Below are 21,528 nucleotides of genomic sequence, written 5' to 3'. Positions count from 1 at the left end.
CTTTGTATCTGGAAAAAAATGGCGACGCAAGCATGATTGCCCCTACAATCGACGCGGCCGTCATGGTCCCTGATGCGGTGCATCGGGCACCATGTGCAAGCATGCTTCGTGACCGCGTCTGTGACAGACCCCGCGCGCGAACGCTACACTCCCGTGTGACGAAACTTCTTCGAAAAAGGTAAAGGATGGGTACCGCAGCCGAGAAAAAAGCGGCCGTCGCCGATAGCGGCATCGAAACCGGACATTTGTGGCAACGCCCGGGCTTTCTGATCCGGCGGCTCAACCAGATTCACATCGCACTCTTCTTCGAATGCTGCAAGGACTTCGCCATCACGCCAGTGCAATACGGCTTGCTGACCACCTTGAGCGAACGTCCCGGCCTCGACCAGACTTCGCTGTGCGCGGAGGTGGGCGTCGATCGCACGACCATGGCGGACGTGTTGCGCCGTCTCGAGGAACGCGGCCTGGTCAAGCGCGAGCCGAGCCCGCACGACGGCCGTCTGAAACTCGCCAACATCACCGCGAAAGGCCGCCGCACGATGAAGGACATGTACGGCAGCATGCGCCAGGCACAGGTGAAATTTCTCGAACCGCTGAGTGCCGAAGATCGCGTTCATTTCGTGCGCATGATGATGAAGCTCGTCGAGGGGAACAACCAGTACGGCCGGACTTCGCTCAAGCACTTCGACTGACGGCCTTGATCGTTACTGCGCTATTGCGTGATGTCGCGCCGGAATGTTTCGGGCACGAACAGCACGCCGACCGCAAACGACACCAGCGCAATCACCACCGGATACCAGAGCCCGAAGTAGACGTCGCCGCGCGCCACCGCCATCGCCGACACCACGAAAGGCAGCATGCCGCCGAACCAGCCGGAGCCGAGATGAAACGGCAACGACAGCGACGTGTAGCGGATGCGCGCGGGAAACAGTTCGACCATGAAGGCCGCCATCGGGCCGTAGATCATCGCGAGATAGAGCAGCAGCAGCCACATCAGGAAGACGACCATCGGGGCGTCGACGCGCGCGGGATCCGCATGCGGCGACCAGCCGGAGGCAATCAACGCCTGCTCCAGCGCGGGACGGTCGCTGCCGTGCACCACGCGCGCACCGATCGTCGTCGATGCGCCCTCGCCCGCCGCCGGCCGCGCTTGCTCATACGACACGCCCGACGCGCTCAGGAACGCACGGATGCGGTCGCACTCCGTCACCGGGGCCGAGAACAGCGTGAAGCGGCAATCGTCGGCGCGAACGGTCACGGGCGCCTGCTTCTGAAAGGCTTCGAGCGCCGGGTTCGCATAGTGCGTCAGCGCGTGGAAGATCGGCTGAGTGGTCGCGGCGAGCAGCAGGCACGCGAGCATCATGATCCACTTCCGTCCGATGCGGTCCGAGAGCCACCCGAACACGAGATAACACGGAAACACGCCGATCAGCGCGATGGCGAGAAAGAGATTCACCGTGTTCGGCGCGACCTTGAGCGTGTTTTGCAGGAAGACCATTGAATAGAAATGGCCCGTGCCGAACACGACGCCCACGCCCGACGCCGTGCTGAACAACATGATCAGCACGTACTTGAGATTGCCCCACGTGCCGAAGCTTTCCCCGATCGGCGACTTCGACAGCCGTCCGGCGCGCTTCATGTCGCGGAATGTGGGTGATTCCGCAAGCTTCGTGCGCAGATAGACCGAGACCGCGAGCAGCACGATCGACACGAGAAATGGCATGCGCCAGCCCCAGCTGCGAAACGCGGCTTCGTCCATGGCCGCGCGGCTGATGCTCACGGCCGCGATGGATGCCAGCAATCCGAGCGTCGCCGTGGTTTGCAGCGAACTCGTGTAGAAGCCGCGCCGTTCCGCGGGTGAGTGTTCCGCGAGATACGTGGCCGCGCCGCCAGTCTCGCCGCCGAGCGCGAAACCTTGCAACAGCCGCAACGCGACGAGCAAGGCCGGCGCCAGCATGCCGATACGCTCGTATGAAGGCAACAGTCCGACGCCGACCGTCGCCACACCCATCAGCACGATGGTCGCCATGAACGTATATTTGCGGCCAATGCGGTCGCCGAGCCGTCCAAAGAACAGCGCGCCGAGCGGCCGCACGAGGAAGCCTGCGCCGAAGGTGGCGAGACTCGCCAGGAAGGCCACCGTGTCGTTGCCGCTCGGGAAGAACAATGCGCCGAACGTGCCCGCGAGCGCCGCATAGATGTAGAAGTCATACCATTCGAGCAGCGCGCCGAACGATGACGCAACGATCAGCGTGAACTCGTGGCGCGTGACGGAGCGCAGTGGCTGTCCGGAAACAGAGGTATCCATGTCGATCCCATGCGGTTGACGTGCGCGCCGTCCATGCAGACGATCACAGGTCCTTGAGCAGCGCCAGAGCTTCATCGCGCTTCATCACGGCCGCGTATTTCTGCGCCATGTCGAACAGGTTCGCATCGTGCGGTCCGATCGCACGATCGCCGACGCAATCGGAGAGCACGAACGGACGGAAGCCGTACTGCATCGCATCGACGACAGACGAACGCACACAGCCGCTCGTCACCGCGCCCGCAATCAACAGCGTGCGCACGCCGTGTTGCGTGAGCCAAGCGGCGAGCGGCGTACCGAAGAACGCGGACGGCACGGTCTTGCGCACGACCAGTTCACCGTCGCGCGGCGTCAGTTGCGGCACGATCGCGCTGTTGTGGGCCGCTTCCTTCAGTGTGAGCAGGCCAGGCACTTTCATCGTGAAGATGTTGTGGTCGGCGTCGTCGTCCGCGAACACGATGCGGCTGTGCGCCACCGGCCAGCCCTGCGCGCGCGCATGCGCCAGCAGCGGCACCGTGTTCTCGATGGCCTGCGGAATATTGCCGCCGCCAAACACTTCGGGATCCGCGAAGCCGTTCACCAGATCGACGATCAACAGACCGAATGGCGCCTTCGGCTCGAGCGCCGTGCCGAAGCTCTGACGCTGATAGGTTTCGATATCGTGGGACATGGGGGGTCCTTTTGTGATTTATCGATCGAGCACGACGCCGTCGCGCACGACCGGCTCGCCGTCGAGAAAGACGTCGCAGTGCCGCAGCGGAATGTCGATGTGACAGGTCGTCGTGCGACTGCCGCCCGCTTCGTTGTTCGGTCCGAGCGAGAACAGGAAATTGCCTTCGAAGGCGCGCGCATCCATGCCGATGGTCGCTTCGCGATCGTAGAGGCCGAGCGTCGACCAGTGCGCGCGCGGTTGCAGACCCCAGCCGATATGCGAGATCGCGTAGGCCTCGGGATCGTTGAAGGTGGCCATGTATTCGCTCAGCAACTGCGCGTCGATGCCGCCTTCGATGCGCGTCGCATAACCGCCTTCCACCGTCAGTTCGATGCGGTCCTGCACGTAGCTTTTCTGCGGCAACAGGATGTCGCCGCGATCGATCACGATGCGGCCATGCGCTGTTCGATCGTCCGGGAAGGTCAGCGCAAAGCCGCTTGGCCAGTGATCCCAGCGGCCGGGTTCATCGACGAAACCGTATTCAGCGATGGGTTCGAATTCGCCCAGCGGACAATGGAAGTCCGTACCCGCCGCGGACACGATGTGCATCTTCTTCGCGCGTGCAATGCGCGCCTGCGCCGCGAGCACGCGCGTCCGGTCGCCTTCGGTCGGCACCAGACGCGTGAGCACTTCGGGCGGCTCGACGGCGAGCAGGATCTTCGTGCCGGTCTTCAGAATGTCCAGTTGCTCGGGCGAGAACAACAGCGTCATCAGGTCGAGGACGAGATCGCTTTCCTTGAGCGCCGCGATGGCAGCGCGATTGCCCGTGAGCGGCGTCGTGCCGAGATACGCGAGCGAATCGCGGCTCAAGGACTTCTCCCCGTTCACCGGCGGCAAGTCGAGACGGTTCACGATAGCGCCCAGCGCCTGCGTCGCGATCAACGCGGTGGCGAGCGTCTGCGGATGCGTGGACGCGCTCGTGAGGATCGTCACTGTCTGCCCGGCTTCCAGACGCGAAAGCTTCAGAACCCGGGTCCACGCATCCACCATTTGAAAGTCACTGACCGGCATGACGGCCTCCTTGAACGGACGCACCGAGGAACTCGCCGAGCGCCGCGTAAAAGCCGGCCTCGTCGTCCCACGGAATCATGTGCCCGGCATTCTGCACGCGCACGTGTTCGAGATGCGGCACGCTTGCGCGGATTTCCTCGACATCCTCGTCGCGTACCACGTCGCCGCGTCCCGCCGTCACCAGCCGGGCGGGAATCTTCAGGTGCGGGAGATCGGCGTGGATGTCATCGGTATGGAAGCCTTCGAAGCTCGCGCGAATCGCGCGTTCATCGCAGGTATGCAGCCATTCCGCGCGCAATGCGAGCTGTGCGTCGGTCCACGTCGGGCAGAACGCACGCATCGCCTCGGCGCTCATGCCTTCGCGCGACTGGCGGATCGAATCGACGTACCACGGCAATTGCGACGGATACGGGCGCCGTCCCGGACCCGACACGGGCGGATCGATCATCGCGAGCCGCACCATGCCCGCAGGCGCCGATCGTGCGGCGCGAATGCCGATGCGCGCGCCCATCGAATGCCCGAGCACGCTGTAGCGTTTCAGACCCAAGGTAGTTGCGAATGCAATCAGATCGGCAGCCTGTGCATCGAGGCTGTAATCGAGCGTGTCCGATGCCGAAGACAATCCACGGCCGCGCACGTCGAGCACATACGTATCGAAGACCTGGCCGAGATGTTCCGCGACGAATCCCCAGGTCACTGCCGGGCTCGTGATGCCCGGCACGATGATGACCGGATCGCGGCCGGCACGCTCGCGGCCATAGCGGACGTAATGCTGGCGAATACCGTTGGCGTGAAGGTTCGCGCCACAGACGAAGGTGGACATAGACGCCTCGTTCAGTAAGCGCCCGACAGCAGCGCGCCCGCGCCCGGCACCACGGCTTCGAGGCCGAGTTGCTTGAGCATCGCATACGTGGTCGCGACCGCCGCCGTGACGACCGGCTTGCCCGTCAACGCCTCGACCTTCGCGATGACCGGCAGCGAAGGCATCTGCACGCACGCCGACAACACGATGGCGTCCGCTTCCTGATAACGCATCGACATCACGATCTCGGGCAGGCGGCTCGGATCGTGGCGACCCACTTCGAGGTTGTCCGGAATCTCCAGCGCGCGATAGTCGATGACTTCGTAATCCTCGTTGCGGATATAGTCGACCACAAGTTCAGTCAGCGGCTTCATGTACGGCGCGACCACCACGACACGCTTCGCCCCGATCACTTGCAACGCATCGACCAGCGCGCCCGCGCTCGTGATGACCGGCGCATCGCCGCCGTTTTCCACCGTGCGTTCGTGCAGGCGCTTCTGCGACACGCGGTGATAGCCGTGTCCCATCGCCATGATCGCGACGAGGCAGGCATAGCCGAGCACGTCCACGCGCGCATCCGACAGTTCGACGGCGCAGCGGTCCGACTCCGCATCCATGGCCGCCAGTTCCTCCTTGACGACCTTCTTCATGCGCATGCGGCTCGAATGGAACGTGAAGCGCTCGGGCCGGATCGACTGGCGCGCGAGCAACATCGCGGGGATTTCGGTTTCCATCGTCGTGTTCGAACTCGGCACGATCTGGCCGATACGGTATGGCTTCGTCATGTGCTGCTCCCTGTGCTTGATTGCTTGCGACCGATCAAAGGCGGAACAGGCGTTCCGCGTTCCCGTGGCAGACGAGCGCGCGCGTGGCGTCGTCGAGCGGCGCGCGTTCGATGAAGTCCGCTGCGATGGCCGTCGATTCGTATGGATAGTCCACCGAGAACATCACCGCCTCCGCGCCCATCTCGCCGATCGCGCCCATGAGCGCGGGCGCCGAGCACACGCCCGAGGTCGTGATGAGGATATTCGTGCCGATGTATTCCGAAGGCGCACGCTCCAGAGTCAAGCCGTGCGAATACACGGCGAAGCGGCTGTCGAAGCGCCAGCGCAGATAAGGCAGGCCTTCGCCCATGTGACCGAGGATGAGCTTGAGCTTCGGAAAGCGGTCGAACACGCCGCTGAACAGCAAGCGCAACGCATGGCTGCCCGTCTCGACGCCCCAGCCCCAGGTCGCGCCGGTGAGTTCCGGATGACCATCGAGCACGCGCGGATTCACGAATGCATCGGTGGGATGCAGGTAGAGCGGCACGTCCAGTTCCTGCATCGTCGCCCAGAACGGATCGTAGGCGCGGTCGTCGTAATACACGCCGAGCGTATGGCCGTTGACGAGCGCCCCCTTGAAGCCGAGTTCACGAACCGCGCGCGTCAATTCATTCGATGCGGCTTGCGCCGTGTGCATCGGCAAGGTTGCGAAGCCGCCGAAGCGCGCCGGATGCCGCGCAATCTGCGCGGCCAGGAAGTCGTTGCTCTCCTGCGCGCGGCTGATCGCAAGCGCCGCGTCGGGCTCGCCCTGCACGCTCGGACCCGTTTGCGAGAGGATCGTATAGTCGATCCCGGCGCGGTCCATCTCGACGATGCGCTGCTCGTCGAAGTCATTCAGGCGCGCCGCGAGATCGCGCAGTACGTCCGGTGCAATGTGCTGCGTGAAGCTCTTCGAATATCCCTGGAAACCCGGCGTGCTGAAGTGCTCTTCCAGGGCGATCTTGCGAATCCGCTTGCTCATGTAGAACCTCGATGTGCTATTTGATCAGTAGGCTGACGATATGGCCGAAAAAAGCCGGTGCGTGGCCGGTCATGTCCCGTTCAATCGCCCTTGCCGAAAAGCTGTTTGATGCGGCTCCAGATCACGCTCCAGACGAGACCACCTGCATTGAACTTCGCCGACGCTGCCGATGCCTCCGGCGCATCGCCGCCGCCGAGTTGCGCGGTGATGCGCGCGCCGAAGTCCGCGATCATGCGCCGCACGAAATCCTTCACGAGCCCCGAGCGCGAGAACTGCGCGAGCGGGCCTTGCAGCATGTATTCGAGCGTGACCGCGACGCGCGTCCGCGCGCCGTTTTCCTCGCTGGACAAGGCGTAGGTGACGTCGCCGTTGGCGCGCGAGCGGCTGATGTTGTCCTGCCCCGCGCCGCGCATCACCGCGCGATGCGCGGCGTCATCGCGTTCCAGGCGCGCCGCGCCGGCGAAGTTCGCCGACATCGGACCGAACTTGATCGCGATCTTGCCCTTCAGCGACTCGCCGTCATGATCCAGCAGTTCCGCGCCCGGCAGGCAGCGCGCGACGGAAGGCAAGTCGCCCATGAAAGTCCAGACCTGATCGAGCGGGAACGGCACGACGAAGCTGTCGTCGATCGCCGTCCAGCCCTTGCGCTGTGTGCCCGCGGCTTCGTTGACGGTGGCCACCGTGGGCGCAGCAGCTTGAGACGCGCTGGCGGGCGCAGCCGAGAAGGTCTCAAACGCGGGCGCGGCGATGGTTGCATCGCTAACCACTTTGCGGGCGACAGGCGCATCCGCGATCGGGTTCTCCTTCAGGTCCGCGAGCACCGCCTTGATCGCCGCGACGATACCCATGTAGCCCGTACAGCGGCACAGGTTGCCCGAGAGTTCGAGGCGGATCTGCGCTTCGTCGGCGTCGGGGAAACGTCGCACGATATCGCGCGCCGTGATGAGCATGCCCGGCGTGCAGTATCCGCATTGCAGGCCGTGATGGGTCGAAAACGAACGGCGCAGACGGCGCATCAGTTCGTCGTCGTCGAAGCCTTCGATCGTGCGCACCTTCTGTTGATCGCATGCCACGGCGAAGGTGATGCACGAACGGACCGGTTCGCCGTCGACGAGCACGGTGCATGCGCCACACACGCCGTGCTCGCAGCCGAGGTGCGTGCCCGTGAGGTGATGCGTTTCGCGGAGGAAGTCGCCGAGATGCACGCGCGACTCCACGTCGCTGCGCACGGAACGGTCGTTGATGGTGAGTTCGATGACGGACATTGCAGTCTCTCAGTCTCTTCTAGGCTTGAGTCGTGCTGGCGTCGCCGAGCGCCTGCGCAAGGCAGCGCTGCAACGCGGCGGCATGGATCGAGCGGTCGATGCTGTCGGCGTTGGGCATCGCGCCGGCCACCGCTTGGGCGAGCGCGTCTTCAGTGACGGCGGACGGGCCGCGCTGGGCGATCTGGCGCGCGAGTTCATCGAGCGCGGCAGGCGGCCCGTCGAGCGCGCCGAGCACCACGCGTGCGAGTCCCGAGCGTGCATCGAACGCCGCTGCCGCGCTGGCATGCGCGAATTCACCCGTCTTGCGACACAGCTTGTAGTAACCCCAGCGCAGCGTCGGACCCAGTTTCGGCAGCAGCACCGCTGTGATGATTTCGCCCTCTTCGAGCAGCGTCGTGAACGCGCCGAGCATGAAGCCGCTCGCTCGCACTTGCCGCGCGCCGCCCGCCTTTGCCACTTCGAGACGTGCATCCAGCGCGGACAACGCTAGCGGCCAGTCCGCCGCCGGATCGGCATGCGCGAGACTGCCGCCGATCGTGCCGCGATTCCGTATCGCGCGATACGCGATGCCGCTCGCCACGTGTTGCAGATAGGGATGACGCAGCAGTTCGTGCTTGCCGTCCTCGATCTCCGCATGCGTCACCGCCGCGCCGACGCGCACGAAGTCGCCGCTCTCGGTCACGCTGCGCAAGTCCGCGATGCGCGATACATCGATCACGCGTGACGGGCGCGCGAGGCGCAGGTTCAGCATCGGACCCATCGACTGACTGCCGGAGATGGGCTTCGCGTCACTCAATTCCCGGAGCGCTTCCGGCAAGGACGCCGGCCTCACATAGTCGAACGCAGCGGCCTTCATCCCGCCACCTCCTGACTCAGTTCCTCGCGCTTGGCCTGACGGTTCGCTCGCGCGGCTTCGATCGCCGACAGCAAGCGGCGCGGCGTGAGCGGCGTCTCCGATACGGTGGCGCCGAGCGGCGTAAGCGCATCGTTCACCGCGTTGAACAGCGCGGCGGGCGGAGCAATCGCGCCGCCTTCGCCGACACCCTTCGCGCCAAACTCCGTATAAGGCGATGGCGTTTCCATGTGAATGATCCTGAGCGGCGGCAATTCGGTCGGCCCGGGCAGCATGTAGTCGGCGAGCGTGGAGGTCAGCGGCTGCGCGTTGTCGTCGTAGAGCGTTTCCTCATAGAACGCGGTGCCGATGCCTTGCGCCGTTCCGCCGATCGTCTGTCCTTCGACCACCATCGGATTGATCATGCGGCCGCAGTCCTCGACGATGACGTAGTCGAGGATTTCGACATCGCCCGTCTTCGGATCGACGGCCACGGCGGCGGCGTGCGTCGCGTAGCTGAACGCGCCGGTGTCCACCTTGGGCTTGTAGCCTTGCGTCGCTTCCAGACCGGCGAGGTTCACGCCGGCGGGCAGCCGCTCGGGACGCAGATACCATGCGGCCGCGATCTCCCCGATCGATACACGGCCCTGCGCGCCGATCACTTCGCCCTGCTCGAAGCGGACCGCTTCCTGCGGCTCGCCGAGCAGATGCGCGCCGATGAACAGCAGGCGCGGCACGAGCTCGCGGCAGGTCGCGGCCACCGCGCCGCCCGCCATCACGATGCTCCGCGATGCATAGGTGCCGGTGGAGTACGGCGTCAGCGCCGTGTCGCCGTGTACGACCTTGATCTTTTGCAGCGTCACGCCGAGCACTTCGCTTGCGATCTGCGCAAGCGTCGTCTCCATGCCCTGGCCATGCGAGTGAATGCCCGCGCGCACTTCGAGGCCGCCGTCCGCCGTGATGCGCACAGTCGCGAGATCGTAGCCCGGCACTACCGGCAGGCCCCATGAGGCGAACACCGCCGTGCCATGCGCGGATTGTTCAGTAAAAGTCGCGAAGCCCACGCCGACCAGACGCCCATCCTTCTCGCCCGCCTTCTGGCGCGCGCGCCACTTCGGCACGTCCAGTTGCTCGACCGCGCGGCGCAGGCTTTCCTGGAAATCGCCACTGTCGTAGTGCTTCTTCACGACGTTCGTATAAGGCATGTCCGCGCCGCGCACGAGATTGTCGTGACGCACTTGCCACGCCTCGCGTCCGACCGCGCGCGCAATTGCATCCATCGTCAGTTCGATTGCGAAGCACACGCCCGTGCGCGCCACGCCGCGATACGGCAGAAAGCCCGGCTTGTTGGTGGCCGCGCATTGCGTGCGGCAGCGATACCCCTTGAAATCGTACGGTCCCGGAAGATTGCCGAGCGCCTGCCCGGTTTCCAGTCCGATCGTGAAGGGCCATGCGGAATAGGCGCCGCCGTCGATCAGCAGTTCCGCATCGAGTGCGAGCAGGCGGCCGGTTTCATCGGCATAGGCGGTGAGTTCATAGTGGTGCTGACGCGAGTTCGCACCGGCAATCAGATGCTCGCGGCGATCTTCAATAAAACGGAACGGTTTCCGGAAAGTAAGCGCCAGCCAGGCGATGCACAGCTCTTCCTGCTGCAACACGCACTTGTAGCCGAACGCGCCGCCCACGTCGGGCGAGATGACGCGCACCTGCGCATGGTCGATACCGAGGCACTGCGACAGCACCGTGCGGATCATGTGCGGCACCTGCGTCGACGTGATCACGACGAGTTGCCCATGCGTATCGTCCCAGTACGCGAGCACGGCCTTGCCTTCCATCGGCACCATGCATTGACGCGCGAGATCCACTTTCTGTTTCACGACGATGGGCGCGTCCTTCGCGCGTTCGTCGAAGTTGACGTCGGCCTTGAGGTCGAGAAAAAGATTGTCTGTCCAGTGATCGTGCACGCGTACATCGGTCCGCTCGCGCGCGGTGAAGGCGTTAGCGAGCGCCGGCAATTCGTCGAGATCGAGCTCGATTTCTTCGGCGATGTCTTCCGCCTGCGCCCGCGTCTTCGCGAAACACATTGCTACCGGCTCGCCGACAAAGCGCACCTTGCCGGACGCCAGCGGCGGATGTGACGAAGGCTTGTACGAAGGCAGGCTCGAATCCGCGACGATATCGGTCGCGCCTTGCATGTCATCGCGCAGGATCACCTGTTGTACGTAGCGCTCCGGCTTGGCGATACGCACGATGCGCGCATGCGCCACGGGACTGCGCAGGAACGCGACCTCCTGCAAATCAGGAAACGTATAGTCGGCGACGAACTTGCCTTTGCCCTGCAGATGCCGTTCGTCCTCGCGACGCCTGACACGCGCGCCGACACCACCGCTCTCGACAGGTGCTTCCGTATTTTCCGTGTGACTCATATGCGCACTCTCCCGGATCGACACTGAAGTTCAGACCGGATAGGCCAGATCGTTGGCGATCATCGCCGTGTCGTACACCGCCTGCCTTTCCTTCAGCAGCAGCACGTTACCATTGCGCGCGAAGCGGTCAAAAAGCCTGCCCGCCTGATGCAGCGTGGTTGCGCCTTCCACCAGCGTCTGCAACAGCATGTAGTTGCTCTGCGCGACGATCTCTTCATCAGTGGCGTTCAGGATGCGCACGTTCGACACGAAATGCAGCATCTGACGTGGCGCGAACATCTGCGTGCGGGAGATGGCCACGGCCCGATCGCGCAGCATGTTGCGGCCTTCCGCATACACGAGCCCGACCGGAAAGCCGTTCGCGGCATTCTCATATTCGGTCACGCGATACACGCAGTTCTCGGTGAAGAACTCAGGCCAGCGCTCGATGTCGCCGCTATCCAGCGCCGCGCAATACTCGGCATGAAAGTCCTCCACCGCGGCGCGTGCGATCAACGCCTTGTCGTGCGCAATGGGCTGCTTCTCGAATCCTGGCAACATCTAGAACTCCATCACTTCACGATAGTGTTTGTACATGGCGCGGATGGCAGCCTCGGAGATCAGGTTGTCCGCCGTGCCGATCTTGTCGCCGTCCAGCTTGATGATGCTGCGGTCGGTCACCGAGCGGCGCACGCCTTCCTGAACGAACTTCATCGCCTCGTTGTCTTCGAGACCGAGAAAGCCCGACGGCCCCATCAGATTGCCCTGGCGCAGGCGGTGACGCACCATCTCTTCCGTGTCGTCTTCATAGCCGAACATGGTCCAGAGCATGATCATGCTGTTCGGGCCGTTCGGCACGATATGGCGGACGCCCAGCGTGTTCATTTCTCGCTGCACGATCAGGTTGGGCCAGATGGTCTGCATCGTCACGGACCATTCGGAATCGAACTCCTTGACGAATTCGAGGAAACGTTCGTCCTGCAACACCATGCCGTCATGGAACGAACGCATTTCCTTCTTCTTGTCTTCATCGACGGTCGCGTAGAGCGTATCGCTCTTGGCCGAGGCCATGGTGCCGTGAATGCCGTACTTGCTGTCCGCGACCATCGCCGAGCGATTGCCCGCCACCAGCAGGCCGAACACGACGAGGAAGGAATGCAGCAGGGTCGCGTGATACGGGTCCTTCAGGTTCTCGTGATACATCTTCCAGTTGCACGGCAGCTCGTTCTTGTAGAAGCCGAGCACGCGCAGCTTTTTGCCGTTGAACACGGCGTCGAAGTCCGTGAGGATTTCGGGCGTGAGATAGTCCGCCAGCGGTTCCATGTCATGCGTGAACGATGCAAAGACCACGCCGTTGCGGGTCGCGACGGCGAGCTTGCGCAGGCCGTGCTCATCGGTGCGAAAGTCCTTCGGCATGCCGCCGAGCTTGTTGACGCCACGCCGGAACGGCACGCCTTGAAGATTGCCCTTCAGGTCATAAGACCATTGGTGATACGGACAGACGAATTCCTTGTTGTTGCCGCGGCTATGGCGACAAAACTCCGCGCCGCGATGCGCGCAGCGGTTCTCGAAGACGTTGATCGAGCCGTCTTCGGCACGCGAAACGACCACCGGCGTGGGTCCGATATAGGAGCGCTTGTAGTCGCCCGCATTCGGCACTTCCGCTTCGAGCGCGACGAAGTTCCAGGTGCGGCCGTGAAAGATCCGTTCCACTTCGCGCGTGTAGACCGCTTCGCTCGTGTACACCCAGTCGGGGATGCACTGCAGCCCTTCTTCGGGCCATGCGAGCCCTTCTATCGGCGGATTCTTTGTTTGGGGCGTATGAACCCCGATGACCGTTTCAGACGAGTACACCTTGATCTCCCGATTGTGTTGAGCGAATCAGCCGTTCGAGCTGGCGCAGCTTGATCGTGGGGTCGGACAGCACGTTCGCGTCCACCGGCAACGCGTCCTCGACGAGCCGCCGGAGCGCGCGCAACTCGCCGCCCTGATTGATGGCGAGCGCCTGCACGATGACGCCTTCGCACAAGCCCATCAGCAGGGTCTTGCCGTCCGCGCCCGCGCGTTCGATCCATTGCTCCACGCCGATGCCCGGCCAGCCGAGCATCTGGATGTTCCAGTCGTATTGATCGGTCCAGAACCACGGCGTTGGAGCGTAGGCGACCAACTGGCCCGCGATGTTGCGCGCTGCGATGACCGCCTGTTCCTGCGCGTTCTGCCACGACTCGAGGCGCACCGCGCGATCCGCCGGGCCATATGGGAAGCTCGCGCAATCGCCGGCGGCGTAGACATCGGACGCGGACGTGCGGCAGTGGCGATCCACACGGATGCCGTTGTCGGTCGCGATGCCTGCGGCCCGTGCGAGCGCATCGTCCGGTTCCTGGCCGACGGCGATCACGCAGAAGTCGAATGACATGTCGTTGACTTGCACGCCCGTGGCATGCGCCTGCAACGACAGCGGCTTTGCGTCGAAGAAGAAGCGCACGCCGTGATCTTCGTGTTTCAGGCGCAGGCGTTCTGCCATCGACGGCGGCAGCGCGCGGCTCAACAGGCTCGCCGCCGATTCGAACACGCTCACATCGAGTCCACGGCTACGTGCACTGGCGGCAAATTCGAGCCCCAGGAAACCGGCGCCGATCACCGCCACGGAACGCGCGTCCACCAGGCGTGTGCGCAGGCGCATGGCATCGTCGAGTGTGCGCAGATAGAACGTATGCGGGCCTTCGGGCATGCCGGGCAACTGGCGCGCGCGGCCGCCTGTGGTCAGGAGACAGTGGTCGTAGCGCAGTTCCCCGCCTTGCTCCAACGTCGCAACGTGACGTTGCGTATCGAGTTGCAGCACGCGATCACTGATCCATTCGATGCGTGCATCCGCGTACAACTGCGCCGGGTGCACCCAGCCCTTGAAGCAGTCCGCATCGGTCTGCGCGGTCAGCACGTCTTTCGATAGCGGCGGCCTTTCGTAGGGCGCGTGCGCCTCGTCGCCGACCAGCACGAGGCGGCCGTCGAAGCCGTGCGTGCGCAGCGCCTCGGCAGCGCGCGCGCCGGCCTGCCCTGCACCGATGATCAATACCGTCTGAGTCATGATTCGCCGCTCCGCTTCACGTGTTTCAAAGGTCGACGAAGATCTCGCCACCTTCCACCTGCACACCGTAGACACGCAGCGGCTCGGTGACGGGCGCGCACTGCGCGGCGCCCGTGCGGATGTCGAAACGCCCCTGATGCAGCGGACATTCGATGCAACCGTCCTCCATATAGCCGTCGCTCAACAGCGCGAACTGATGCGTGCAGACGTTGTGCGTGGCATGCACTTCGCCGTCCAGCAGATAGAGCGCGATGCGTTCCTCGCCGATCGTCACGCCAAGCGGCTCGTCTTCCACGAGGTCGGCGAGTTGCGCCGCGAACTTGAGAGCCATCTGTCGCTCCTTCCGATATGTTCAGTATGCTGACGAATCTGATGAACGTATCCTAGCAGGACTTTTCGGCGAGTCAAGCTGATCAAAAATAGTGGTTTCCCGTATCGAAAAAAACCGGAACAGAGCGGACCGGAACGTATGCGATGCCGTCATGCGATGATTCAGGGTTCTGTCACGACTTCACGCGTCATGCCCTCGACTGTCGCCACCCGCGCCGGACATCTTCCGCTTGCGAGCATCGGATACATCCTCGTGTCGATGCTCTGCTTCGCCATCGTGGACACGCTGGCCAAGGCCGTCGCGCTGCACTATCCGGCCAACGAACTGACTTTTTTCCGCATGCTGTTCGGTCTCGTGCCGGCCGTCGCGATGTGCTGCATCGGCGAGCGCTCGCTCATCCAGCGCGTCAGGCGGCTGGACATCCGGGGACAGACCTGGCGCGCGCTGACGCTGCTCGGCGCGTCCGGATTTTTCTTTGCGGGTTTGCCCTATATTCCGCTCGGCGAGGCGGTGGCGATCGCGTATTCGGAGACGCTGCTGGTCGTGGTGCTCGCACCTTTCCTGCTCAAGGAACGGCTCACGCCACGCGCGGCGGTGGCCGCCATGATCGGCTTTGCCGGCGTGCTGCTGGTCGTGCGTCCGGGCGGCGGTGAATCGAACTGGCTCGGCCCGGCGTTATTGATCATGAGCGCATTGTGCGGCGCGCTGTCGATCATCCAGATCAAGCGCATACGCGCCAGCGACGATTCCCGCACCACGGTGCTGTTCTTCACCACGGTGGGCACGGTCGTCATGGCCGCGACACTTCCATTCAGCTGGAAAGCGCCGACGCTCGGCGCGCTGCTCCTGATGGCCCTCCTCGGCGCACTTGCCACCGCCGGACAGGTCCTGATGACCGTTGCGTTTCGCCGCGCGGACGCCGGCACGCTCGCGCCCTTCAACTACACGAGCATCGTGTGGGCCGCGCTCTTTGCCTATCTGGCCTGGGGCGAGACGATCGCGCCGTTGTCGCTTGCGGGCATTGCGCTGATCGTCGGCAGCGCGATCGCCGTGGCGTGGCAGAGCAAGCTGCCCGAAGGTCCCATCGCCTGACACTTTCACGAACATCATGCAACTCGCTCAACTCGACACACCCGCGGCGATCATCGATATCGCCAGGATGCAGCGCAATATCGCTGCGATGCAATCACGCATGGACGCGCTCGGCGTGAAGTTCCGCCCGCATGTGAAGACCACGAAGTGCCTCGATGTCGTGCGCGCGCAGATTGCGGCGGGCGCGCGCGGCATCACGGTGTCGACGCTCAAGGAAGCGGAACAATTCTTCTCGGCTGGTATCACGGACATTCTTTATGCGGTCGGCATCGCGCCCGCAAAACTGCCGCGCGCATTCGCGCTCAGGCAGCGCGGCTGCGAGCTGAAGATCATCGCGGACAACGTGGCGGCGGCACGCGCGATCGGCGACTATTGCAACGCGGAAGGGGCATCGTTCGAAGTGTGGCTGGAGATCGATACTGACGGTCACCGCTCGGGCCTCGCACCCGAAGACGATGCACTGATCGACATCGGCCGCATCTTGCAGGAAGGCGGCATCGGGGTCGGCGGCGTGTTGACGCATGCCGGTTCAAGCTATGAACTGAACCAACCCAACGCGCTTGCCGCACTGGCCGCCCAGGAACGCGACGGTTGCGTGCGTGCGGCCGAACGTCTGCGTGAAGCGGGTATCGCTTGCAGGACCGTGAGCATCGGCTCCACGCCGACCGCGCTCGCCGCGACCCATCTCGAAGGCATCGATGAAGTGCGCGCGGGCGTTTATGTGTTCTTCGATCTGGTGATGGCGAACGTCGGCGCATGCACGACCGATGAGATTGCGTTGAGCGTGCTGGCAAGTGTCATCGGGCATCAGCCCGACAAGGGCTGGGTCATCGTCGATGCGGGCTGGATGGCGATGAGTCGTGACCGCGGCACATCGAAGCAGACGCGCGACTTCGGTTATGGCCTGGCCTGCGCGCTGGATGGGACGCCGCTGCCGGGCTGCGAAGTCATCGGCGCAAATCAGGAGCACGGCATCATCGCCGTCGCCTCAGCCGATGATCTCACGCGACGTTTTCCCATCGGCATGAAGCTGCGCATCCTGCCGAATCACGCCTGCGCGACCGGCGCCCAGTATCCCGAGTACCACGCGTTATCGAGCGACGGAAGCACCGCCGTATGGCCGCGCTTTCATGGCTGGTGATCGCAGGACTTCAACCCGCGAGTCCGTGCGCAGGCTGCTTCGGCAAGCGCACGCGAAAAATCGCGAACTTGCCCTTGCGCGGATAACCGTTGGAAAAGTTGGTTTCGTGCAGATGGGAATCTGCGATGTAGAGATAGCCGTTCGAGTACGCGAATCCATCGGCCCATGACAGCTCGCGATGCTTGCCCACCAGCGTGTGCTCCCTGAGGGCGGGCTTGCCGTTGCGCTCGATCACATCGAACCCGACCACCGTGCGTTTCTCGAGATCGCCGCCAATCAACACGCCCGCTGGACTCATGATGAGGCCGCCCGTCAGCGCGCCGTCGCCGAGATATTGCACGCGCTGCGCGAGCGCCCCGGCCGGCAGCGTTTCGTCGATGAGCGCTGCGGTCTCGATGCGCCAGTAGTGATGATCCGTCAACGGCCGGTAGTACAGCCACTTGCGTTCGGGAGACAGCGCGATGCCGTCGGTTTGCAGCACCAGCACGCTGCCGTCGAGCTTGCGGGCGGGCTGGTCGCCGAACATCAGATGTTGCGCGGGATCCGACACGCTCGAACGATCGCCGGCAAGCAGCAGGCGTGAGGCGCCGCTCCTGAGATTCGTCGCCACCACGCCGCCCTGATTGGCCGCATTGCTGATGAACGCAAAGCCATGCGTGTGATCGACACGAATGTCGTTGAGCGAATCCTTCGGCGTGACGAGCTTGCCGTAATCGAACTGACGCACGACCTTGCGCGTGGCGAGATCGAACTCGACGAGTTTCGGCGGTTGACGGGTCTGATCCACCGAAGGCAATGACGAGTCGAGCGCCCAGAGATGATCGTGCTCGTCGACCCATAGCGCCTGAAGCGAGATCCACTGATGCGCACCGTCTTCATCGGGCTTGAAGACGTTCCAGGTTTCATCGGGAAAGGGTGTGAGCGCACCAGTGTGCGTATCGACCTCGACCATGCTGTAGCGCGAGCGCTTGACCGACGAAGGCGCGGTCGCGAACACGCGCCCCTGCTTCGACACGCCGATACCGACCAGGCGGAAGTCATCGTCGAACGTGGCGACCGTTTCGAGGTTTGGCGCAGCGGCGTGCGCCGCCTGCTCAAAACCCAGTGCCGCAAGCGCACCCGCGCCCAGTGAAGCCAGCACGCGACGACGCATCGTGCGGTGCGCATCCCGATCCTTCATCAAGCGTCTCCTCGTTAGTCAGGGTGGATCCTTCGAGTACCGCTTGATGCTAGGAACGGATGCCTGGACTGTCAAGACGCGGCGCGCCTTTGCCACATGATGAGCGAGCCGAACACGAGCCCTGCGGCCAGGCTTGTCAAGCCGCTGTAACGAACGAGTCCGAGCGCCCATCCGTCTTGATCGACGATCAGGCGCAACGCGAGCAGCAGCCCGCACCATCCAGCGACGCGCAAGCCTCGCGATGTTCCTGGCGACCATTCGCGGCGCCATACGGCTTGCTGGTGATGGTCCATTGAAGCAGCCAGACACGCGAAGGCAATCAGGCAGAAGAAGAAGGTCAGAAGATGCATCACGCATTCTCCTCTTCGCGCTCAACGGATATCGCACGCGCAGGCGTTTCCTTACGCGCTGCCTTCACGCGCGGACGATGACGCATGACACGCAGCGCCAGCGACGCATGCAATAGCGCGAAGGCCAGCATCATGAGATCGAACCCTGCGAAAATCCAATCGCCTTGCGCGACGCTGCGCCAGAACGGTCGGTCCGTGGTCAGCGCATTGAGCACGGGCAGCAGCGCGAGCAGCGCAGCGGCGAGCCACAGCAGTTCGATCCACGCCCGCCTGGCCGGACGCATCATTGCGTATAGCAAGGTTGCGGCCCATACCGTGAAGAACACGTTGATCTCCGTTTCATCGCGCGCGGCGATGCCCACCGGCAGCAGCCGGTTGCCCCACAGGAAGCTCGTCATGGCAACCGAGAGTCCGGCAATGCTCGCGATATTCAGACGCTCGACCAGCCGGAAACCAAAATAAGGCCGCGCCGGATCGGGCAGCTTCTGACGGCGCTTGACGGTCCACATGACGAGCCCGGTGCCGACCATTGCCGTACCCGCGAGACTCACGATGAAGTACAGCCAGCGTAACTGCAGATCGCTGAAGCGTCCGAGATGCAGCGCGTACAGCACGCCGCGCGTTTCCGCCGCGCCGCCGACGCTGTCCTTCACGTCGATGAGCTTGCCACTCACGCCGTCGAAGAGCAGATATTGCGGGCTCATCGACACGCGTTGCGCCTCGCCGCGCGAAACCGCCACGCGCGCCGTGCTATCGCCCGGATTGGTGATCGTCACGCGTCCCACCTTGTCGCGGCCCCAGCGCGCTTCGGCTTCGCGCACCATCGCATCGACGGGCGCGAGCGCGGCCTTCTGCCCGGAGGGCTTGCCTGGCTGAATGAACGCACTCAGTTGCGACATCATCGCCTGCCGTTCCGCCGGCGTCTTGAACGCGGTCTGCGCGCCCCACGGCATATACATCGCCATCAGTGTGACGAGGCCGGTGTAGGTAATCATCGCGTGGAACGGCAGGCCGAAGACCGACAGCGCGTTATGCGCGTCGAGCCAGGAACGCTGGCCCTTGCCCCAACGAAACGTGAAGAAATCGGTAAAGATTTTTTTGTGCGTGATGACGCCGCTTACGATCGCGACGAGCATGAACATCGCGCACAGGCCCGCAAGCCAGCGGCCCCAAAGCACCGGCATGTAATAAAACTGGAAATGAAAGCGATAAAAAAATTCGCCGCCGAGCGTCTTCCGCGCGCTGCTGCGCTCGCCCGTGGCGGGATCGAAGCTCGCCTCTTCGAAGGCGCGCTTGCCGTTCGCCTTCGGCGGCGCGCGCCAGAACGAGTCGATCACGCTGGTGCGCTCATCCGGTAATCCGAAGCTCCATTGCGGGCTGCCTGCGGCAATCGAACCGAGGGTTGTCGTCACGCGCTGCGCGACCTGTGCAGGATCGGGCAGGTTCTGTTGATGCGGCTGCTCGGGGCGCATCCATTGCGAGGTCTCGTCCTTGAAGTAACTGACGGTACCGGTCAGGAACATGGCATAGAGAATCCAGCCGGCCAGCAAACCGGCCCATGTATGCAGGTCCGACATGGTCTGGCGGATGCCGCGTGCTCGCGGTTTCGCGTCATGCGTCGGCTTCAAGATGCGCCTCCTCCGGACCACACGCTCCACGACGCAAGCAGCAAAGGCAGTGCCGCGACGAGCAAACCGCCCCAGGCGCGCCCCGCGCTGCGCACGGCGAACACCCAGATCACTGCGCACACATACACGATGAAACTCGCGAGCATGCCAGTGAGCACCGCTTGCGGCTTGCTCATGGGCAGAACGAGCGCCGCGACGCTGGTGAGCGAGGCGAGTGCATAGCCGCCCAGAATGGCGGCAACGATGCGGGAGATCAGCGGCCCGTACTTTCCGATTGCTGCGGGACGTCCCGTTCCGCCCGCCGTGGCGTGTGTTCTCAAGTCAATTCCTCAGATGCTGTGCGTTACTGCGCCCGCGCAAAGCGAGCCGGGATACCGGATCGTTTGCGCGGGTTCAAAGCCGTGGGTGATGGTGATCGGGCGTCGATCGAGCCCGGATGCGTGACTGGAACTGCCGATGTCGCCGCTTGCCGAATGCGCTGCGCCGTAACGAAAACGCGCAATGTCCGACTCCGGCCCGATGCCAGGAGAGCAGCCTAAATGATAACGCTTATTATTAACCGGCGTCGAGACTTGTCAAACGACGCTTAAAACCGGGTTCGAGCCAAGGGGTGGCACGGGTGCTATTCGTCGTCGCCGGTGATCCATTTTTTGGTGGCGTGATACCCGCGTTTGGATGTATCGGCAACAGCATGCCCAGCGGTCTTCGCACCTTGGCCAATGGCGTGGGCCGCATCGCGAGCGGCATGACCGGTTTGTCGCCCAGCCGACTTGGCGTCTTCCTTGAATTCGTGGGCGCCTTCCGCCAAGCTGGCGTGCGCGAGCGGGCTAAGCGCAGCGAGGACGAGTGGAAGAATAAGGAACGTGGTCTTGTTCATGGACCGCATTTTCGCACAAGCCTTCGCATTGTTTCGTGAGCCGGTGAGCCGGTGAGCCGTGATCTGTACGAGCGAACGCTGCGTCCGCCTGCTCGTAAATCGCTTGCCCTGCTTGTTCGAACGCATCGATTTCCCAATTCCTAGAATGCTTCGCGCGGAAAGGCAAGTCGGAAAACCCTAGGTATTCATACACAGCCTCGGAACCAGGAAGAAGAAATTACTTCGTGCAAAAAAAAGATTAAAGATTTGTTAAAGGCGGGCTCAGGCCATGTAAGGCCCGGCCGATATCATGCTCAAGAAGTACCTGTTCTATTTTTTACCGGAACACATTCCGGAAAAATGCTGAACGGGGCTTTGCACCCGGGCACACGGGAAGATTTAAAACAGAACCTGAGAGCAGTCGCCTTCATCGGCCAGCGATAATCGCCTTATAAAACGGACCCGTCTTTGAGAGAGGATGGAGAATTCCGGCGCGTGAATCTCTGGCCGATGACCCGGCGACAGAAAGAACCGAGGAACATCATGAAACGCGTCTTTAAACGCTATCTCGCGGACACACGCGGCATCACGGCCATCGAGTACGGACTCATTGCCGGTGTGCTGGCTCTTGGCATCATGACTGCCGTGGGCGGAGTGGCCGACCAGCTCAAAAGCACCTTCCAGAATATCTCGACCGCGCTAAAAAGCGTTTGATTCGCTTTAAAGCGCCTGCCGGTAACTAACTCGC

Annotated in this window: 22 protein-coding genes; 4 read left to right on the top strand and 18 right to left on the bottom strand. The window is 63.3% G+C overall.

Annotation, left to right across the window (positions count from 1 at the left end; translation table 11 throughout):
* The first annotated feature begins 185 nt into the window (after positions 1-185).
* Positions 186-692, top strand: a complete 507-nt coding sequence (locus tag QCE63_RS23210) for a MarR family winged helix-turn-helix transcriptional regulator (RefSeq protein WP_309836290.1) — start codon at positions 186-188, stop codon at positions 690-692.
* Between the two features lie 20 nt (positions 693-712).
* On the opposite strand, the gene QCE63_RS23205 is transcribed toward QCE63_RS23210, so the two are convergent.
* The 13 genes from QCE63_RS23205 to QCE63_RS23145 all read right to left on the bottom strand — a co-directional run bounded on the left by QCE63_RS23205 (position 713) and on the right by QCE63_RS23145 (position 14,533).
* Complete coding sequence (locus QCE63_RS23205; RefSeq protein WP_309836289.1) at positions 713-2,308, bottom strand: MFS transporter; 1,596 nt, start codon at positions 2,306-2,308, stop codon at positions 713-715.
* Positions 2,309-2,351: 43 nt separating this feature from the next.
* Positions 2,352-2,975, bottom strand: a complete 624-nt coding sequence (locus QCE63_RS23200) for an N-carbamoylsarcosine amidohydrolase (RefSeq protein WP_309836288.1) — start codon at positions 2,973-2,975, stop codon at positions 2,352-2,354.
* A gap of 18 nt (positions 2,976-2,993) precedes the next feature.
* Positions 2,994-4,028, bottom strand: coding sequence for a 2,5-dihydroxypyridine 5,6-dioxygenase (locus QCE63_RS23195; RefSeq protein WP_309836287.1), 1,035 nt, complete (start codon positions 4,026-4,028; stop codon positions 2,994-2,996).
* On the bottom strand, positions 4,015-4,851 hold the full coding sequence (locus QCE63_RS23190; protein WP_309836286.1) for an alpha/beta hydrolase: 837 nt from the start codon (positions 4,849-4,851) through the stop codon (positions 4,015-4,017). The genes QCE63_RS23195 and QCE63_RS23190 overlap by 14 nt, the downstream gene beginning before the upstream one ends.
* An 11-nt stretch (positions 4,852-4,862) precedes the next feature.
* A complete protein-coding gene (locus tag QCE63_RS23185) occupies positions 4,863-5,615 on the bottom strand; it encodes an Asp/Glu racemase (protein WP_309836284.1) in 753 nt (250 codons plus the stop codon).
* Between the two features lie 34 nt (positions 5,616-5,649).
* Entirely contained in the window at positions 5,650-6,615 is a 966-nt protein-coding gene (locus QCE63_RS23180) for an amidohydrolase family protein (protein ID WP_309836282.1), read from the bottom strand.
* 80 nt (positions 6,616-6,695) lie between these two features.
* Positions 6,696-7,880: a 2Fe-2S iron-sulfur cluster-binding protein gene (locus QCE63_RS23175; RefSeq protein WP_309836280.1), complete on the bottom strand. Its 1,185-nt coding sequence runs from the start codon at positions 7,878-7,880 to the stop codon at positions 6,696-6,698.
* Positions 7,881-7,899: 19 nt separating this feature from the next.
* The gene (locus tag QCE63_RS23170; RefSeq protein WP_309836279.1) at positions 7,900-8,736 is read right to left on the bottom strand and encodes an FAD binding domain-containing protein; all 837 of its coding nucleotides are present in this window, start codon (positions 8,734-8,736) and stop codon (positions 7,900-7,902) included.
* A complete protein-coding gene (locus QCE63_RS23165) occupies positions 8,733-11,138 on the bottom strand; it encodes a xanthine dehydrogenase family protein molybdopterin-binding subunit (protein ID WP_309836277.1) in 2,406 nt (801 codons plus the stop codon). The genes QCE63_RS23170 and QCE63_RS23165 overlap by 4 nt, the downstream gene beginning before the upstream one ends.
* Positions 11,139-11,168: 30 nt before the next feature.
* Complete coding sequence (locus tag QCE63_RS23160; RefSeq protein WP_309836276.1) at positions 11,169-11,678, bottom strand: aromatic-ring-hydroxylating dioxygenase subunit beta; 510 nt, start codon at positions 11,676-11,678, stop codon at positions 11,169-11,171.
* Positions 11,679-12,971 carry an aromatic ring-hydroxylating dioxygenase subunit alpha gene (locus tag QCE63_RS23155; RefSeq protein WP_309836275.1) on the bottom strand — a complete coding sequence of 431 codons (1,293 nt, stop codon included), beginning with the start codon at positions 12,969-12,971 and terminating at the stop codon, positions 11,679-11,681.
* A complete protein-coding gene (locus QCE63_RS23150; RefSeq protein ID WP_309836274.1) occupies positions 12,958-14,202 on the bottom strand; it encodes an FAD-dependent oxidoreductase in 1,245 nt (414 codons plus the stop codon). Before QCE63_RS23150 ends, QCE63_RS23155 begins: the two co-directional genes overlap by 14 nt.
* Positions 14,203-14,227: 25 nt before the next feature.
* Entirely contained in the window at positions 14,228-14,533 is a 306-nt protein-coding gene (locus QCE63_RS23145) for a non-heme iron oxygenase ferredoxin subunit (RefSeq protein ID WP_309836273.1), read from the bottom strand.
* A gap of 189 nt (positions 14,534-14,722) precedes the next feature.
* Between QCE63_RS23145 and QCE63_RS23140 the strand changes: the two genes are divergently transcribed.
* Complete coding sequence (locus QCE63_RS23140; RefSeq protein WP_309836272.1) at positions 14,723-15,625, top strand: DMT family transporter; 903 nt, start codon at positions 14,723-14,725, stop codon at positions 15,623-15,625.
* A gap of 16 nt (positions 15,626-15,641) precedes the next feature.
* Positions 15,642-16,766: a DSD1 family PLP-dependent enzyme gene (locus QCE63_RS23135; RefSeq protein WP_309836271.1), complete on the top strand. Its 1,125-nt coding sequence runs from the start codon at positions 15,642-15,644 to the stop codon at positions 16,764-16,766.
* Positions 16,767-16,776: 10 nt separating this feature from the next.
* Here the strand turns inward: QCE63_RS23135 and QCE63_RS23130 are convergent, their stop codons facing one another.
* From QCE63_RS23130 to QCE63_RS23110, 5 genes are all read right to left on the bottom strand, one after another.
* Positions 16,777-17,946 carry an L-dopachrome tautomerase-related protein gene (locus tag QCE63_RS23130; protein ID WP_309836270.1) on the bottom strand — a complete coding sequence of 390 codons (1,170 nt, stop codon included), beginning with the start codon at positions 17,944-17,946 and terminating at the stop codon, positions 16,777-16,779.
* Between the two features lie 71 nt (positions 17,947-18,017).
* Positions 18,018-18,296, bottom strand: a complete 279-nt coding sequence (locus QCE63_RS23125; RefSeq protein WP_309836269.1) for a DUF3325 domain-containing protein — start codon at positions 18,294-18,296, stop codon at positions 18,018-18,020.
* Positions 18,296-19,873, bottom strand: a complete 1,578-nt coding sequence (locus QCE63_RS23120; protein ID WP_309837312.1) for a PepSY-associated TM helix domain-containing protein — start codon at positions 19,871-19,873, stop codon at positions 18,296-18,298. Before QCE63_RS23120 ends, QCE63_RS23125 begins: the two co-directional genes overlap by 1 nt.
* Positions 19,874-19,920: 47 nt before the next feature.
* Positions 19,921-20,199 carry a DUF3649 domain-containing protein gene (locus QCE63_RS23115; RefSeq protein WP_309837309.1) on the bottom strand — a complete coding sequence of 93 codons (279 nt, stop codon included), beginning with the start codon at positions 20,197-20,199 and terminating at the stop codon, positions 19,921-19,923.
* Between the two features lie 347 nt (positions 20,200-20,546).
* On the bottom strand, positions 20,547-20,801 hold the full coding sequence (locus QCE63_RS23110; protein WP_309836268.1) for a hypothetical protein: 255 nt from the start codon (positions 20,799-20,801) through the stop codon (positions 20,547-20,549).
* A gap of 522 nt (positions 20,802-21,323) precedes the next feature.
* On the opposite strand from QCE63_RS23110, the gene QCE63_RS23105 reads away from it, so the two are divergent.
* Positions 21,324-21,494, top strand: a complete 171-nt coding sequence (locus QCE63_RS23105) for a Flp family type IVb pilin (RefSeq protein ID WP_309836266.1) — start codon at positions 21,324-21,326, stop codon at positions 21,492-21,494.
* Positions 21,495-21,528: the final 34 nt, after the last annotated feature.

The organism is Caballeronia sp. LZ065 (assembly GCF_031450975.1).
Taxonomy (GTDB): domain Bacteria; phylum Pseudomonadota; class Gammaproteobacteria; order Burkholderiales; family Burkholderiaceae; genus Caballeronia.
The sequence above is the reverse complement of the archived record's forward strand: the minus strand, read 5'-3'. Positions and strand labels throughout refer to the sequence as shown.

Excerpts from the sequence above, each read along its gene's own strand:
- QCE63_RS23130 (WP_309836270.1), bottom strand. The coding sequence starts at position 17,946 with ATGAAGGATCGGGATGCGCACCGCACGATGCGTCGTCGCGTGCTGGCT.
- QCE63_RS23195 (WP_309836287.1), bottom strand. The coding sequence starts at position 4,028 with ATGCCGGTCAGTGACTTTCAAATGGTGGATGCGTGGACCCGGGTTCTG.
- QCE63_RS23205 (WP_309836289.1), bottom strand. The coding sequence starts at position 2,308 with ATGGATACCTCTGTTTCCGGACAGCCACTGCGCTCCGTCACGCGCCAC.
- QCE63_RS23175 (WP_309836280.1), bottom strand. The coding sequence starts at position 7,880 with ATGTCCGTCATCGAACTCACCATCAACGACCGTTCCGTGCGCAGCGAC.
- QCE63_RS23140 (WP_309836272.1), top strand. The coding sequence starts at position 14,723 with ATGCCCTCGACTGTCGCCACCCGCGCCGGACATCTTCCGCTTGCGAGC.
- QCE63_RS23110 (WP_309836268.1), bottom strand. The coding sequence starts at position 20,801 with ATGAACAAGACCACGTTCCTTATTCTTCCACTCGTCCTCGCTGCGCTT.
- QCE63_RS23165 (WP_309836277.1), bottom strand. The coding sequence starts at position 11,138 with ATGAGTCACACGGAAAATACGGAAGCACCTGTCGAGAGCGGTGGTGTC.
- QCE63_RS23120 (WP_309837312.1), bottom strand. The coding sequence starts at position 19,873 with ATGTCGGACCTGCATACATGGGCCGGTTTGCTGGCCGGCTGGATTCTC.
- QCE63_RS23170 (WP_309836279.1), bottom strand. The coding sequence starts at position 8,736 with ATGAAGGCCGCTGCGTTCGACTATGTGAGGCCGGCGTCCTTGCCGGAA.
- QCE63_RS23145 (WP_309836273.1), bottom strand. The coding sequence starts at position 14,533 with ATGGCTCTCAAGTTCGCGGCGCAACTCGCCGACCTCGTGGAAGACGAG.
- QCE63_RS23150 (WP_309836274.1), bottom strand. The coding sequence starts at position 14,202 with ATGACTCAGACGGTATTGATCATCGGTGCAGGGCAGGCCGGCGCGCGC.
- QCE63_RS23200 (WP_309836288.1), bottom strand. The coding sequence starts at position 2,975 with ATGTCCCACGATATCGAAACCTATCAGCGTCAGAGCTTCGGCACGGCG.
- QCE63_RS23210 (WP_309836290.1), top strand. The coding sequence starts at position 186 with ATGGGTACCGCAGCCGAGAAAAAAGCGGCCGTCGCCGATAGCGGCATC.
- QCE63_RS23160 (WP_309836276.1), bottom strand. The coding sequence starts at position 11,678 with ATGTTGCCAGGATTCGAGAAGCAGCCCATTGCGCACGACAAGGCGTTG.
- QCE63_RS23190 (WP_309836286.1), bottom strand. The coding sequence starts at position 4,851 with ATGTCCACCTTCGTCTGTGGCGCGAACCTTCACGCCAACGGTATTCGC.
- QCE63_RS23125 (WP_309836269.1), bottom strand. The coding sequence starts at position 18,296 with ATGCATCTTCTGACCTTCTTCTTCTGCCTGATTGCCTTCGCGTGTCTG.
- QCE63_RS23105 (WP_309836266.1), top strand. The coding sequence starts at position 21,324 with ATGAAACGCGTCTTTAAACGCTATCTCGCGGACACACGCGGCATCACG.
- QCE63_RS23180 (WP_309836282.1), bottom strand. The coding sequence starts at position 6,615 with ATGAGCAAGCGGATTCGCAAGATCGCCCTGGAAGAGCACTTCAGCACG.
- QCE63_RS23135 (WP_309836271.1), top strand. The coding sequence starts at position 15,642 with ATGCAACTCGCTCAACTCGACACACCCGCGGCGATCATCGATATCGCC.
- QCE63_RS23185 (WP_309836284.1), bottom strand. The coding sequence starts at position 5,615 with ATGACGAAGCCATACCGTATCGGCCAGATCGTGCCGAGTTCGAACACG.